General features: G+C 26.0%; 16 protein-coding genes. 9 read left to right on the forward strand and 7 right to left on the reverse strand.

The features are described 5' to 3' along the window. Positions 1-8 precede the first annotated feature (8 nt). Genes aroQ through accC form a run of 3 tightly spaced genes read left to right on the forward strand, consistent with a single transcriptional unit; the run spans position 9 to position 2,213 of the window. Positions 9-455 (forward strand): type II 3-dehydroquinate dehydratase, encoded by a 447-nt coding sequence (gene aroQ, locus ACTT9C_RS00255; protein ID WP_440922504.1) that lies wholly within the window; start codon positions 9-11, stop codon positions 453-455. After that, complete coding sequence (locus ACTT9C_RS00260) at positions 445-876, forward strand: acetyl-CoA carboxylase biotin carboxyl carrier protein (protein WP_440922505.1); 432 nt, start codon at positions 445-447, stop codon at positions 874-876. Before aroQ ends, ACTT9C_RS00260 begins: the two co-directional genes overlap by 11 nt. After that, positions 876-2,213: an acetyl-CoA carboxylase biotin carboxylase subunit gene (gene accC / locus ACTT9C_RS00265; protein ID WP_440922506.1), complete on the forward strand. Its 1,338-nt coding sequence runs from the start codon at positions 876-878 to the stop codon at positions 2,211-2,213. Before ACTT9C_RS00260 ends, accC begins: the two co-directional genes overlap by 1 nt. Here accC and ACTT9C_RS00270 read toward each other — a convergent pair. Then, positions 2,210-2,614: a DUF2155 domain-containing protein gene (locus tag ACTT9C_RS00270; protein ID WP_440922507.1), complete on the reverse strand. Its 405-nt coding sequence runs from the start codon at positions 2,612-2,614 to the stop codon at positions 2,210-2,212. The two genes, accC and ACTT9C_RS00270, sit on opposite strands and share 4 nt — an antisense overlap. After that, the gene (locus tag ACTT9C_RS00275) at positions 2,580-2,939 is read right to left on the reverse strand and encodes an NADH-ubiquinone oxidoreductase subunit NDUFA12 family protein (RefSeq protein ID WP_440922508.1); all 360 of its coding nucleotides are present in this window, start codon (positions 2,937-2,939) and stop codon (positions 2,580-2,582) included. The genes ACTT9C_RS00270 and ACTT9C_RS00275 overlap by 35 nt, the downstream gene beginning before the upstream one ends. 113 nt (positions 2,940-3,052) lie before the next feature. Here ACTT9C_RS00275 and ACTT9C_RS00280 point away from each other — a divergent pair, with 113 nt between their 5' ends. Beyond that, positions 3,053-3,877 carry a TSCPD domain-containing protein gene (locus ACTT9C_RS00280; RefSeq protein ID WP_440922509.1) on the forward strand — a complete coding sequence of 275 codons (825 nt, stop codon included), beginning with the start codon at positions 3,053-3,055 and terminating at the stop codon, positions 3,875-3,877. Here the strand turns inward: ACTT9C_RS00280 and aspS are convergent, their stop codons facing one another. Genes aspS through ACTT9C_RS00295 form a run of 3 tightly spaced genes read right to left on the reverse strand, consistent with a single transcriptional unit; the run spans position 3,878 to position 7,383 of the window. Then, on the reverse strand, positions 3,878-5,662 hold the full coding sequence (gene aspS / locus ACTT9C_RS00285) for an aspartate--tRNA ligase (RefSeq protein WP_440922510.1): 1,785 nt from the start codon (positions 5,660-5,662) through the stop codon (positions 3,878-3,880). Continuing rightward, positions 5,663-6,325 (reverse strand): HdaA/DnaA family protein, encoded by a 663-nt coding sequence (locus ACTT9C_RS00290; protein ID WP_440922511.1) that lies wholly within the window; start codon positions 6,323-6,325, stop codon positions 5,663-5,665. Continuing rightward, positions 6,322-7,383 (reverse strand): hypothetical protein, encoded by a 1,062-nt coding sequence (locus ACTT9C_RS00295; RefSeq protein ID WP_440922512.1) that lies wholly within the window; start codon positions 7,381-7,383, stop codon positions 6,322-6,324. Before ACTT9C_RS00295 ends, ACTT9C_RS00290 begins: the two co-directional genes overlap by 4 nt. Positions 7,384-7,406: 23 nt before the next feature. On the opposite strand from ACTT9C_RS00295, the gene purM reads away from it, so the two are divergent. Together purM and purN are read left to right on the forward strand one after the other, a co-directional pair. Then, on the forward strand, positions 7,407-8,435 hold the full coding sequence (gene purM, locus ACTT9C_RS00300) for a phosphoribosylformylglycinamidine cyclo-ligase (RefSeq protein ID WP_440922513.1): 1,029 nt from the start codon (positions 7,407-7,409) through the stop codon (positions 8,433-8,435). After that, a complete protein-coding gene (gene purN, locus ACTT9C_RS00305; RefSeq protein ID WP_440922514.1) occupies positions 8,413-8,994 on the forward strand; it encodes a phosphoribosylglycinamide formyltransferase in 582 nt (193 codons plus the stop codon). Before purM ends, purN begins: the two co-directional genes overlap by 23 nt. Here the strand turns inward: purN and ndk are convergent. Both ndk and ACTT9C_RS00315 read right to left on the reverse strand, forming a co-directional pair. Further along, entirely contained in the window at positions 8,984-9,394 is a 411-nt protein-coding gene (gene ndk / locus ACTT9C_RS00310) for a nucleoside-diphosphate kinase (protein ID WP_440922515.1), read from the reverse strand. The two genes, purN and ndk, sit on opposite strands and share 11 nt — an antisense overlap. Further along, a complete protein-coding gene (locus ACTT9C_RS00315) occupies positions 9,387-10,841 on the reverse strand; it encodes a leucyl aminopeptidase (RefSeq protein ID WP_440922516.1) in 1,455 nt (484 codons plus the stop codon). The genes ndk and ACTT9C_RS00315 overlap by 8 nt, the downstream gene beginning before the upstream one ends. A 58-nt stretch (positions 10,842-10,899) precedes the next feature. Here ACTT9C_RS00315 and ACTT9C_RS00320 point away from each other — a divergent pair, with 58 nt between their 5' ends. From ACTT9C_RS00320 to ACTT9C_RS00330, 3 genes are read left to right on the forward strand one after another with little or no spacing between them, the layout of a single operon-like run. Beyond that, the gene (locus ACTT9C_RS00320; RefSeq protein WP_440922517.1) at positions 10,900-12,024 is read left to right on the forward strand and encodes an LptF/LptG family permease; all 1,125 of its coding nucleotides are present in this window, start codon (positions 10,900-10,902) and stop codon (positions 12,022-12,024) included. Continuing rightward, positions 12,017-13,096, forward strand: coding sequence for an LptF/LptG family permease (locus tag ACTT9C_RS00325; RefSeq protein ID WP_440922518.1), 1,080 nt, complete (start codon positions 12,017-12,019; stop codon positions 13,094-13,096). The genes ACTT9C_RS00320 and ACTT9C_RS00325 overlap by 8 nt, the downstream gene beginning before the upstream one ends. Next, positions 13,086-15,446 (forward strand): hypothetical protein, encoded by a 2,361-nt coding sequence (locus tag ACTT9C_RS00330; RefSeq protein ID WP_440922519.1) that lies wholly within the window; start codon positions 13,086-13,088, stop codon positions 15,444-15,446. The genes ACTT9C_RS00325 and ACTT9C_RS00330 overlap by 11 nt, the downstream gene beginning before the upstream one ends. The last annotated feature ends 13 nt before the right edge of the window (positions 15,447-15,459 follow it).

The following is a 15,459-nucleotide window of genomic DNA, read 5'->3' on the forward strand; positions in this document are numbered from 1 at the left end:
AATGTTAAATGAACAATAAGATAATTATAATTAATGGTCCAAATCTTAATCTATTAGGAGAAAGAGAACAATCACAATATGGATCTACTACATTTGAAGATTTAAAAGAAATTTGTTTAAAAAAATCAAAAGAATTAGGTTTAGTAGCTGATTTTTCACAATCAAATATTGAAGGCGAAATAGTTAGCTTAATACAAAACTCTAGAAAAAATTTTGATGGAATTATAATCAATGCTGCAGGTTTTACACATACCTCTGTGGCTATTAGAGATGCATTAAGTATTTTTAAAAAACCAATTATTGAGTTACATATTTCAAATATATATAAACGTGAAGAATTTAGACATAAATCTTTGATAAGTGACGTAGTTACAGGTGGTATTTTTGGTTTAGGTACTGATGGTTATATTTTAGCCATAATTTCAATGCAAAAGCTCTTACAAAATGAAAATTAATAAAAAGATCATCAAAGAACTTAGTGACTATTTAGAAGAATTTAATCTTACTGAGTTAGAGTATACCGAGAAAGATACTAAAATTAAAGTATCTAAAAATAATATTTCAGTAAATAGTCAGAATATTCCAAGTCCAAAAACTGATGTAAATAATTTGAATATTAATTTATCAGAGAAAACTAAAACAGGAGTTGAAGTTAAATCCCCAATTATAGGAACAGCATATCATGCACCTGAACCCGGTGCAAAAAAATTTGTTGAGATTGGAAAAAAAATTAAAAAAGGCGACACGGTAATGATCGTAGAGGCCATGAAAACCATGAACCATGTACCATCAACTGCAGATGGAGTTGTAAAAGAAATTTGTGTTGAAGATGGTCAACCTGTAGAATTTGGTCAAAATTTATTAATTCTTGATTAATGTTTAAAAAAATTTTGATAGCTAACCGTGGTGAAATTGCGGTTAGAATTATAAGAGCCTGTAAGGAATGGGGGATTTCAACTGTAGCTGTTCATTCTGATGTAGATAAAGAAAGTATGCATGTAAGAATGGCAGATGAGAGTGTTTGTATAGGCTCTCATCAACCGGCAAATAGTTATTTAAATATCCCAGCCCTATTATCTGCTATAGAAATTACCAATGCTGAAGCTGTACACCCTGGTTATGGTTTTCTCTCAGAAAATGCTAATTTTGCGAGAGTGCTTGAGGACAATAATATTAAATTTATAGGCGCATCATCAGAATTAATAGAGATGATGGGAGATAAGATTCAAGCAAAAAAAATTGCCAAAGAAAATGGTCTACCAGTTATTGAGGGATCTGAAGGTGGAGTTAAAGATGTTAAAGAAGCTAAAGAATTGTGCAAAAAAATTGGTTTTCCAGTTTTGATTAAAGCTTCTGGTGGTGGTGGTGGAAAAGGTATGAAAATCGTTTACAAAGAGGATGAATTTGAAACATTGTTTTCAACTGCAAAATCTGAAGCTCAAAAATATTTTGGAAATGATGAAGTATATATAGAAAAATTTTTTCAAAATCCGAGGCACATTGAAGTTCAAATTTTAGCTGGAAAAAATAGAACTATTCATCTTTATGAAAGAGATTGTTCTGTTCAAAGAAGACACCAAAAACTAATTGAGGAAACACCAAGCCCAGTTTTAACTGATGAGATAAGAACAGATCTTTTTGAAAAAACTGTAAATATGGTATCAAAAATTGGCTATATGGGTGCTGGAACCGTTGAATTTATTTATGAGGATGGCAAATTTTATTTTCTTGAAATGAATACAAGAGTTCAAGTTGAACATCCTGTTACTGAAATGGTAACCGGTATAGATATTATTAAAGAACAAATTTGGATAGCGTTTTCTGGAGAAACTGCTTTAAAACAAAGTGATATAAATCCAAGAGGGCATGCTATAGAATGCAGAATAAATGCAGAGGATGCTAGTAAAAATTTCCAACCATCGCCTGGATTGATTGGCATGTGTCATCAACCATCGGGCTTCAGAACTAGAGTTGATGGTGCAATATATCAGGGTTATAAAGTAACTCCTTATTATGATAGTATGATTTGCAAGCTAATTTGCCATGGTAGAAATAGATTAGAGGCTATTCAAAGGATGAACAGGTCTTTAGATGAGTTTGTTATAGAGGGAATTACCACAACAATCCCATTACATAAAAAATTGCTAAATCATAAGAAGTTTATCGAGTCTGATTTTAATGTTAGTTGGTTAGATAAAGATAAAATACTTTAGTAACAGCTGACAAGCCAAATATCGTAAACAGGATGATCGAAAGGTGCTATAGAGGGGCTTGATGAGAACATCCAACCATTAAAAACAAAAACGTTATTTCTATCTTTTTTTGTTAAATCTCTTACTTGGATATATGCCTTAACCTCAGGATTATCATCAAATTTAGAGTCAGTACATTTAATACTTTTTATAGCTAAATCTTTATAAATAAATTCCTCATTATTGACTAATTTTATCAACTCATTTTTGGAACTAATCTTATCTAATATTTTTATATCAGTTTTATTTCCATCAAGGTTGATTTCAGCACTAGTCTTAAGTGTTATAAATATAAAAAATAAATATATAAATAAAAATAAATTTAGTTTATTTCCAACTTTTATATTTTTTTTCAGTTGCATTTTTATTGTTCTTATTTGGATAGTAAGCTGAGTCAGTACCGGTCAAATTAGCTTGGTGAGGTTTTTGCCAATTATGCTTCTCTAATTTATGAATATTTTCAATTTTATTTGGCATAAAATGAATCCAAGAATACCATTCAACTGGAATTTTTGATGCATCAATTTCATTCGCATAAATTACCCACCTTTTTCCTTTTTTGCTTTGATAATATTTATTCCCATGTTCATCTGATCCGATCAATTTACCAAATAATATAGTTTTGATCCTAGTACCAATTGTATCTCGATTCCACCAGGTGAAAATTTTTTTTAAGAATGTCAACATGTAAAATTTAATAATTTCAATTTTAAATTGTATAATTTAAATTAGACTAAAATGTGTAAATGTATATAAGTAAAAAGATTCAAATTTCAAATTTAATTTAAGGATTATTAAAAATGGCAAAATATCTTGTAGAAACTTATTATACATGCACTTTTAAGGTAAATCATTATCTTGATGACATCAATGAAACTGAGCTAAAGAATCTCGAAAAAAGAGACGATGGGAAATTTGAAGTTCTAGACGTAAAATTAGACAATCGAAAGACGAAAAGTCTTGATCCTGATAGTAAAAAAGGTGATCAAAATAAAAAAATTGATTTAGTTCCAACTCAAAATGAAAATAAAACTAATAGTGTTGAAAAAATAGTTTCTCAATCTTTTGCGAAATCTGAAAATTCTGGAAAAAGATTTAGCATGCCTGATAGAAGGAAAGGATATATTCAAAAAGCAACAATTGGTGACCATAAAGTTTATTTACATACTGGAGAGTATGAGGATGGTAAAATTGGAGAAATCTTTATTGATACAAGTAAAGAGGGAGAGCTAGTTAAAGCTTTAATGAATAATTTTGCTATCGCTGTTTCACTTGGTCTTCAATATGGAGTACCGTTAGACGAGTTTGTAAATGCATTTATAGGAACTAAATTTGAGCCCTCTGGTAAAGTAAATGGTAATGACAGAATTTTAAGTGCTTCCTCAATTCTGGATTATATATTTAGGGAACTAGCGATCTCATATCTAAACAGAGAAGATTTAGCACATACTCCCTCAATAGGTAATTTAGATGCCTCATCTGCAGATGAAAAAGGCTCTGATGAACAAAACCAATTACTAAAAATAGTAAAAGATATAACGAGTAAAGGATTTGTAAGAAATAATTACAAAAAAAATCTGGTAGATTTATCAGATGTTAAAATTAGTCTTAAAGGTAAAAAATAATTATTTTTTACTTTTTATAGACAAATTTAACTCTTTTAGTTGATTTTCACTTACACTAGAAGGTGCATTCATCATTAAATCCTGTGCATTTTGATTCATTGGAAACATTGTAACTTCTCGAATATTTTTTTCATTTGCTAGTAACATAATTATTCTATCAATTCCTGGGGCAATACCTCCATGAGGTGGAGCACCATAACTTAAAGCGTTTATCATTCCACTAAATTTTTGATCAACTTCGGATCTAGAGTAACCTGCAACATCAAATAATTTATACATTAGATCTGGTATATGATTTCTAATCGCACCCGAAGATAATTCTATTCCATTACACACAATATCATATTGATATGCAAGTATATCTAATGGTTTTTCAAAATTAATTTTATTAATATCCCCTTGTGGCATAGAAAAAGGATTATGACTGAATTTAATTTTATTTGTTTGATTATCTATTTCATACATTGGATAATCTACAATCCAACAGAATGCGAAAACGTTTTCATCGATTAAACCCAAATCTTTTCCAATTTTATCTCTAGCTGACGCAGTTATCTTTTCTACCTCTTCTGATTTACCACAAGCAAGAAAAATACTGTCACCTACTTTTGCTTCAGTTTTAATCATTATTTCGTTTAGTGAGTCTTTTGAAAAAAATTTACCTACCGGCCCTTTCGCTGAAATTTCTTTCTCTTTTTCAATAGTAAAGTAAGCGAGTCCGGAAGCGCCTTGTTCTTTTGCCCATTTATCAATATTATCAAAGAAACTTCGCGGTTTATCTTTTGTATTTTTTGTAACAATGCACCTGACTTTAGATCCAGATTTAACAAGTTTTTTAAATATTTCAAAAGAAACATCTTCTCTCAAAAAAATTTCAGTAATGTCAGTTATAATTAATGGATTTCTTAAGTCTGGTTTATCTGTTCCATATTTAATCATTGATTCTTTATATGAGATTCTTGGAAACTGATTAAACAATAATTCTTTATTTGAAAATTTTTTAAATGTATTAACAAATAACTTCTCTACTACATTAAATACATCTTCTTGATCAACAAAAGACATTTCTAAATCTAATTGATAGAACTCCCCAGGACTTCTATCTGCTCTTGCATCTTCGTCTCTAAAACAAGGAGCAATCTGAAAATACTTATCAAAGCCAGAGACCATCACTAATTGTTTGAATTGTTGAGGTGCTTGTGGAAGTGCGTAAAATTTTCCTGGATTTAGTCTGCTCGGTACCAAAAAATCTCTTGCTCCCTCTGGACTTGATGAGGTCAAAATTGGTGTTTGAAATTCTAAAAATCCTAATTTATTCATTTCATTTCTAATAAATGAAATTACTTTTGATCTTAATATAATGTTTTCATGAATTTTTTTTCTTCTTAAATCTAAAAAACGATACTTCAATCTTATCTCTTCAGCATACTCTCTGTCAGAAAAAACTGGTAAAGGAAGTTCTTTACATTCACCAAGAACTTGAAAATTTTTGATTTCAACCTCAATTTCTCCAGTTTCAATATCCTTATTAATTGTGTCTTTTGATCTTTCAACTACTTTTCCATTAATTTTAATTACTGTTTCTAATTGTATTTTTTCCAGCTTTTTAAAATGAGAATTTTCTTTATCGATAATACACTGTGTTATTCCGTAATTATCTCTTAAATCTATAAATAAAAGATTTCCATGATCTCTTTTTTTATTTATCCAGCCTGAAAGAATTACTTCATCTCCAACTTTTTCTTTTCTTAATTCGTTGCATTTATGAGTTCTAAATTTGCTCAATTATTCTCCCAAAACTTCTTTAATAATTTTAAAATCAATTGATTTTTTTTTTTTTAAACTTAATTGATCGATCTTATATATGAAATCATAAATTTTACTATATGATCTCTCAATTCTTTTAATGATAAACCCAATGAATTTATCATCAAGAGAGATTTGTCGATCAGATAAATTTTTTAATATAATAGCAAATATCAACTCATCATCCGGTTTTTCGATATTTAATAAAATAAAATTTTTTGCTCTAGACTTTAAATCTTTTAAATCAAAAGGAATATTAACTATTGATTTTGTAGATGTTATAATAATAAATTTATTATCTTGTTCAACTAAATTAAAAAGACTGTAAAGTAATTTTTCATTAACTTCTGAAGACAAATTTTCAATTACAATGTTTTCATAAATCTTTATTTTTTTTAAATCATCATTCTGTAAAGATTTTCCCTCAAACTTGATACCTTTGTTTTTTTGTAAAAAAATATTCATGAGATGGGTTTTTCCAGAAAGCTTTTCCCCAGATACATTAATGAAATTTCTCTCCCATTTCGGCCATTTGTTTAAAAAATCAAAAACATGTTTATTACTTTTTGAGAGATAGAAATCTTCATTTTTAAAATTTTTGTCATGATCAAATTTGATTACTGTTTGATCTAAGTCTCTCATTCAATTATCCAAACTTTTTTTTGCGTATTAAGATTATATTTTTTATTTTTCATTATATTAATAAAATTTTGGACTGTTCCATTAAATAAAACTTCGTAAAATATGAATTCTTTGTCAAATTTTTGTATAGAATAATCGCTTACCATATCTATTTCATTTAAAAATAACTCAAAATTATTTGATTTTTTCAAATCTTCACTTTTAATCTTAATTGTAATTGGAACTTTTATTGAGGTATTTATTTCATTCAATTTTTTCCAAGTATCTTCATATAGATTTTTCAAATTCTGGATTAAGAAATTAAGATCTTTTTCATTATCGATATTTATATTCTTAAAAGTATTATTTTTTATTATCTCATTTTCGTGATTGTAAATTTTTGTTAAAATTCTTAATTCATTATTACCCCTAAAAATTAGGGAAATAATAGAATTCTTTAAAAAGTATTTTTTTGTAATCTCACTAAAATTATAAGTTTCTATAACGTCTAATTTTTTTTTTATAAGATTTAAGTCTTCAAGGTCCTCTGAGGGAAGTAAATAATTAATCAATTGATATCTTTTATTTATTTTATTCCAATTAGCATAAATTGGATTATCTGAAAAAATTGAAAGATCATTTCCGTTTTCATCTATTATGATTGGAATAAATAAAAATTGCTCTTTAACTATTTGTGATGGAAAAATATTTTTTTTTTCTAAATATCTAAAAATTTTTTTTTTATTAAACGAAACACCAAGATTTACGTAATATTTTTGATCTATAAATTTTTCCTCTTTAATCGAGAATGTTTCGATCATACCTTTGATTTCATTCAACCTTAAATTATCAATTTTTTTGAAGTCTTGGGATTTGATTAAAGAGTAGACTAATTCGAAAAAAGCTTTTTCAAACCCTAAATCAATTACCTTATTTTTATCAAAATTGATTTCAAATGGCTGAGTAATTTCAATACCATTGATTTCAAAAGATTTTGCTTTGACGGCCTCTGTGGAAAAAAAAAATATTATTAAAGCTAGAGTAGAAAAAAAAATATATAAACGTTTGATATAATACATACTTAAATTTAAAACCTATATTAATGAATAAAAATCTCTTTACCTATAAAAAAAGTGGGGTCAATATCAATGCTGCAGATAAATTTGTTAGTTTCATATCTAATATTTCATCAAAAAAAAGAGGCAATAAAAAGAATGCTAATATTGGAGGATTTGGTTCCATCTCAGATTTGCCTAAAGATATAAAAAATCCGAAAATAGTGGCTTGTACTGACGGTGTTGGAACTAAAATTGAAATCGCAAATCTACTGAATAAATATGACACTATAGGAATAGATCTGGTTGCTATGAGTGTAAATGATTTAATTGTACAAGGGGCAAAACCTTTATTTTTTTTGGACTACATTTCAATTAATAAAATTAACTTGAAAAAAATGAAATCAATAATTCGTGGGATAGTTAAGGGATGTGATATTTCACAATGTAGTTTAGTCGGTGGTGAGACTGCCGAAATGCCAGATACATACGAGAAAGGTAAATTTGATATAGCTGGTTTTGCAATTGGAATTGTAGATAAAAATAAAATACTTAATAAGAATAAAATAAAAAAAGGAGATCTAATTTTAGCTATTCCATCTAGTGGCTTACATTCAAATGGTTATTCACTTGTAAGGCATCTATTGAAAGTAAAAAAAATAAATATTAAAAAAAATACTTTTCTCAAAAAAGAACTAATAAAACCAACTAGAATCTATGTAAAAGAAATTTTAAATCTTGTAAAAAAAAATTTATTAAATGGTTGTGCAAATATTACTGGTGGTGGATTAGCCGATAATATTAGTAGAGTTATACCCAATAACTTGTGCGCAGAAATAGATTTGAATAAAATTAAACCTCTTAAGATTTTTAATTGGCTTAAGAAAAATAAGATAAGTGATAGGGAAATGCTTAAAACTTTTAATTGTGGAGTTGGATTTTGTTTAATAATAAATCCTAAAAATATAAAAAAAATTAATAAATTTTTTTTAAAAGAACATAAACCTTATATAATTGGAAAGATTTCTAAAAATAGAAAAAAAGTAAATCTTTATGGTAAAATTAACTGGCTATAAAAAAATTAAGACCGCAGTCTTTATTTCTGGCACCGGAAGCAATTTAAAGTATTTAATAAAATTTTCAAAAACAAAACAATCACCTATTTCTATTAATTTGATAATCTCAGATAACGCTAAAGCTAAAGGTTTAAAGCTAGGTAAAATATATAAAATAAAAAAAAAAGTGTTTAATTTTAGGAAAAAATATAAATTTGAAAATCAGATACTTTCTGTTTTAAAAGAGCATCAAATTAAGATGATATGCTTAGCGGGATTCATGAAAATTTTATCTAGGAATTTTATATCCAAATTTAAAGGTAAAATTTTAAATATTCACCCTTCATTACTTCCTAAATATAAAGGATTAAATACTCATAAAAGAGCCTTAGATAATCACGAAAAATATTCAGGCTGCACTGTTCATTTTGTTAATACAAGACTTGATTCTGGTAAAATAATACTTCAAAAAAAAATTAGAATTACAAAAAATGAAACCAAAAGCTCTTTGGCAAAAAAAATATTAAAACAAGAACATAAAATTTATCCAAGAGCTATTTTAAAAGTTTTTAGTCTTTAAAGAAAAAATCGATTTCAATTTTAGCATTTTCAATACTATCTGATCCATGTACAGAATTTTTATCAATTGAAATTCCATATTTTTTTCTTATTGTACCCTCAATAGCTTCTTTTGGATTTGTAGCTCCCATTAATTCTCTATTTCCTAAAACTGCATTTTCTCTCTCAAGAATCATAACAACTATTGGTCCTGAGGATAAATATTCACATAAATCATTATAAAACGGTTTAGTTTCATGAACTTTGTAAAATTTTTCTGCCTCTGATTTTTCGATTTGAATTTTTTTTTCTTTTAAAATTGAAAAACCTTTATTTTTAAATGTTTCCTTGATTTCATTTTCAAGATTTCTCTCTACTGCATCAGGTTTAATAATTGATAAAGTTTGCTCAATATTACTCATAATTATCCTCTATAAGTTTGTTTAACAGCCTCACCCCGTATCCTGTTGCACCACCAGAATTCAAGGCTCCACCATATTTAGAAAAAGCCATGCCAGCAATATCTAGATGGGCCCAAGGTGTTTTATCTAATATAAATCTTTGTAAAAATTGAGCAGCTGTGGTTGATCCTGCACCACCAACATAATTTATATTTTGCATATCTGCATTTTTAGAGTCAATTAATTTATCGTAATTTTTATTTAAAGGCATTCTCCAAACTTTTTCTTCAACTTTTTCACCAGCATCGATTAATTGTTTAGATAATTTATCATCATTAGAAAAAAGGCCTGCATATTCTGAACCAAGTGAAACAATAATTGCACCTGTCAAAGTTGCTAAATCTATAATAAACTTAGGCTTAAATTTTTTTTCTGTATAAGTAATTGCATCTGCTAGCACTAATCTTCCCTCTGCATCTGTATTTAATATTTCAACTGTCTTTCCGCTATAGGACTTTACAATATCTCCTGGTCTTTGCGCATTACCTCCAGGCATGTTTTCTACAAGACCAACAACTCCAACTGCATTCACTTTAGCTTTTCTTAATGCTAAATTTTTCATCAATCCTACAACAACTGCTGAGCCAGCCATATCATATGTCATGTCTTCCATAAATTTTGCTGGTTTCAAAGATATACCACCAGTGTCAAAACAGACACCTTTCCCGACAAAAGCTAGTGGTCTAGATTTATTTTTTAAACCATTCCACTCCATAGTTACAAGATATGAACCTCTAATACTTCCTTGTCCAACACCAAGTAGAGTATTCATGCCTAATTTTTTTAATTTTCTCTCATCATAGATATTTATTTTTAAACCAAATTTTTTTAGAGAATTTATTCTTTTAGCATATTCATCAGGATGTAGTACATTTCCAGGTTCTGATACTAAATCCCGTGCATAAAAAGTACCTTCTTCAATCGCATTGAATTTCGCCCAGTCTTTTGATTTTGATATGTTTTTACCAAATATGTTTATAGTTATATTCTTTGTATTTTTTTTTGATTTGTATTTTTCAAACGTGTAAGATTTTAATTTAATACCATGCAGAAAATGTCCAATAATATTTTTTGACCGATTGATTGCAGTATCTGAGTTTATACTAAAATCTAACCTTTTAAATTCCTTAATGATTTCATAACAATCTGCACCTAAATTTTCTACACCAGAATGAGTAAGATTTTTTCTTAAAGAAACTAAAATAATTTTTCTTTTTGAGCTTATGTCAAATGTAATAATCTTTTTTTTAAGATCTCTTGTTTTTAATAAGTCAGAAACATAAGAATAATCAGAACTTGAAATACTTTTTTTTAAACTTGAAATATTGAAGTTTTCATCAATAAACAATATCAAATTCTCGCTGGACTTATTAAAGACTTGTTTTTTAAAGTTTATTTTTATATTCATAATTTAAATACAATCTGTGCGAGATAATGCTATATATGAGTAAAACAATTATATTTCAATGGAAAAATTACTATTTAGAAAACTAATCGCAGACATTTCATTTAGAGCTCTGGCTATAGCTTTTACAATAGGTTTAATTGTATGGATTATTCAAGCAGTAAATTATCTAGATTTTGTTATAGACGATGGTCATAATTTCAAAATTTATTTTCTATACAATTTATACAATTTTCCTAAGATAATTCATAGAATTTTACCATTTGTGTTTGCTATCTCCATCTTTTTTGAATTAATTAAATATGAAAAAAATAATGAGCTACTAATTTTTTGGACTAATGGAGTTTCAAAACAGAAATTTATAAAAAATCTAGTCAGTTTCACTCTAATCATAATGTTTATTCAAGTTTTAATTGGAAGTTTTATTTCTCCAAATAATCAATTTAAAGCAAGACTTATTCTCAAAAATTCAAATATGGATTTTTTACCTAATCTAATCAAACAAGGAAAGTTTATAGATACTATCTCTGGATTAACAATTTTTATAAATCATAAAACAGATAATAATTCTTTTAAAAATATTTATATTCAAGAGGGTGAATTCGATGATTTTAAAGAAAATGATAGTCAAATAATTTATGCTAAAGAAGGTTTTTTAATAAATGAAGATAAAAAACTTTTTAGATTATTGAATGGAAAAATAATTAGTAACAATAATAATAAATTGATAAGCTTTACATTTGATAAGATAGATTATGATTTATCAAAATTTTCGTCTAGATCAATTAAAAGACCAAAAATTCAAGAGATATCATCTATTAAATTAATTAAATGTTCTATAAGTTTGATGTCAGGAAAAAAATATATAGATGATTTATTTAGTTGTGAAATGAATAAATTTAAAAATTTTAATCAAGAATTATACAAAAGGTTTATTAAACCATTTTACTTACCAATTCTTACACTGGTATGTTGTTTTTTATTAACATTTTCAAAAGAGCAACATAATTACATATTAAAAACTATCAAGATTTTTATTTATGTTTTTTTAATTTTAGTCGTGTCTGAAATTTTCATGAGATACATTCAGGGTTCTTTAATATACTTAATCTTGTTTTTAGGTATACCTATTTTATTCTTTTTATTGCTTTATAATTTTCTTATAAAGAAGGTCAATAATGCTTAGAACTTTTGATAAATATTTTGTGGGTTTATTTTTTAAAAAGTTGTTAATTCTTTCGCTTATTTTTTTTTCACTTATATTTATCCTCACTATTTTTGAAGAAATAACTTTTTTTAGCGATACTCAATCTTCCTTTTATATACCTTTCTTAGTTGCTGCACTTGATGTTCCCTCAGCACTACTTGAAATATTTCCTTTTATAATTTTAATAAGTACTCAACTCTTTTTTTTAGAAATAATTAAAAAAAAAGAAAATGAATTAATAAAAATTAATCAGCTGGATAATTTCTATCTAATTAAAATTTTAACATTAAGTGCATTCATTTTTGGGATTTTAATAATTTCAATTTATTATCCATTATCATCTAAACTTAAATTTATTTATTTTGACTTTAAAAATTTTTACTCAAAAGATGGTAAATATTTAAAACATCATGGAGAAAATGGATTGTGGATTAAAGATGAAATAGATAATGAAATTTATATTATCAATGGTGAACTTGGTAAAACAAACTTTTTAGAAAATGTTTTTATTTCAAAATTTGACGAAAATTTTGAATTAATTGAAAATATTTCCTCTAAAAGAGTTGATATTAGTAAAAATTCGTGGATTATTGAAAAACCATATTTATTTAAGAACAACTTACAAATAAAATTAGAAAACGACATAATCATATTAAGTCATTTTAATATAAATAAAATAAACAGTACATTTAGAAATCTAAACTCTTTTAATATTTTTCAATTAATTGATGCCAAAAAAGAAAGTGAATTTTTGGGATATTCTTCACAAGATATCGATCTTCATCTCTTAAAGATCGGTGCAATACCCATTTATTTTAGTATAATGGTTGTTATATCATCAATGATTATGTTGAATATAAAGAAAAATAAGCCTTATATATTTCATGTATTACTAGGAATAACTCTTTCTGTTGTAATTTACTATATTAATAATATTTTCAATATTTTTGGTTTAACTAATAAAATTCCAATTTACTTATCGGTATTTTTTCCAATAATTTTTTTAAGTGTTGTTTCAATAATAGGGTTGGTAAGAATAAATGAAGAATAAATTAATAATAATTTTAATAATTCTTTTTCAGTTTTTATTTATCAATCAAATATTTTCAGAAGAAATACAATTTAATGCAAAAGAAATTGAAATTATAGATGAAGGAAATGAAACTATTGCAAAAAATGGATCGGTATTTATTGAAAAAGATAAAATTTCTGTTGACGGTGCAATGATCAAGTATATCAAGAATAAATCTTTACTGATTGTTAATGAAGGTAAAATTAAAAGAATTGAAGATAACTTAGAAATAACGTCTGAGATTATTGAATATAGTGTTGATCAATCAGATTTGTATTTAAAAAATAATGTAAAGATTAATGACTTTACAAATAATCTGAAAATTAGCACTAATGAAATAAATTATAATCTGGAGAAGCAAAAAATTGAGAGTTCAAGTAAGTCTGAAATAAAAGATAACTTTGATAATATTTACCAAGTGAGTCAATTTGAATATGATATAAAGAATAAAATCGTTAAACTCAGAGATTTAGAAATTTTAGATGTCAGTAAAAATATATTTAAGATTGATCAAGCATTTCTTGATTTAGAGAAAAAAGAATTAATTGCAAAGGATGTTGGGTTAAACTTTAAAATTTTCAATGAATCAGAAAATGAACCCAGATTAAAAGGAAGAAGTTTGATTAGTAATAACGAAAATACAATAGTGAAAAAAGGAACTTTTACATTTTGTAAAAAAAGAGAGAAATGCCCTCCTTGGGAAATGAGCGCAGAAGAAATTAAACATGATAAAAAGAAAAAAACTATTTACTATAAAAATGCTAGTCTAAAAATATATGATAAAAAAGTATTTTATTTTCCAAAATTCTTTCATCCTGATCCGACTGTTGAAAGACAATCTGGATTTTTAATACCTAAAATTCAAGATAATAGTACTACTGGTTTATCCCTCAATTTGCCGTATTTTATTGCCTTGGCAGAAAATAAAGATATCACATTAAGTCCAAGATTTTTTGCTGAGGATAAATTATTAATTCAATCAGAGTTTAGGCAAAAAAATAAAAATTCAAATCATCAAATTGATTTAAGTCAATATGTTTCAAATAAAGAAAATACTAAAGGACATTTCTTTTATGATTTTAATAAAGATTATAAAAATGACATTTTTGATGAAATTGAATTTAATATTCAATTAGAGCAAGTTTCGGATGAAACATATTTGAAAGCCTATAAAATTGAAAGTCCAATAATAAATAATACATCTAATCTTACAAACTCAGTAAACATTAATTTTGTAAACGAGAACGCATCATTAAATACAAATTTGGATATTTATGAAGATTTAAGCAAAGAGGATAGTGACAAGTATGAATACGTACCAAATTTTAGTTTGTCAAAAATTATAAATGAAAATAACGCATTATACTCTAAAGGATATTATAAAAACTATGATACAAATATTACAGAAAAAGTTTTAATCAATAATTTTGAATTTGAGTCAAATCCAAGGTATTTGGATAATGGTATAGTAAATAATAACAAAATTTTAGTTAAAAATATAAATTCAAATGCAACTAATTCAAAAAATTTTAAAAATAAAAGTTCTTTTAATTTAACTCCCTCTTTTCAATCAAATTATTCTCTTCCATTAATTAAAGAAACTATTAAATCAAATAATACTCTAACACCAAGGGTATCTCTTAGATTAAGTACACCTTACACAAAAGATGTTCGTAAAACAGATAGAAAAATTAGCTATGACAATATTTATGATTTAAATAGATTAGGGATAGATGAAGCTAATGAAGGAGGAATTTCATTAACATATGGCTATGAGTACTCAATAGTTGAAAAATCAAGCTCAGAGGAGAATTTAAAATTTGGGTTCGCCAATAATCTAAGGCTCGAAGAAAATAAAGATTTGCCTTTAAATTCGAATTTAGGTGATAAAGTCTCAGATTTTGTGGGTATGTTTGAGTATAAACCAAATAAAAATTTGAAATTTGATTATGATTTCTCATATAAAAATAATTTAAATGATCTTAATTATGAACTTTATGGATTTGAATTTTATCTAAAAAATTTGACTACAAAGTTTGAATATCAAAATGAAAACAATAGCAGTCTTAAAACTTCATATCTTAAAAATGAAACTCGTTTTAATTTTAATAAAAAAAATAGTTTGATTTTTGAAACTAGAGAAAATAAGGAAAAAAGTTTTACAGAGTTTTATAATTTAATATATCAATATGAAATTGATTGTTTAACGGCAGCTATAGAATACAATAAAGAGTATTATAATGATCAAGATCTAAAGCCATCTGAAAATCTTTTCTTTAAATTATCAATCATACCATTTGGTGGATTTAATACTCCTAGTTTAAAATGATTTTGAAAAAAAT

The sequence above is a fragment of the Candidatus Pelagibacter sp. genome, assembly GCF_052049575.1.
GTDB lineage: Bacteria > Pseudomonadota > Alphaproteobacteria > Pelagibacterales > Pelagibacteraceae > Pelagibacter.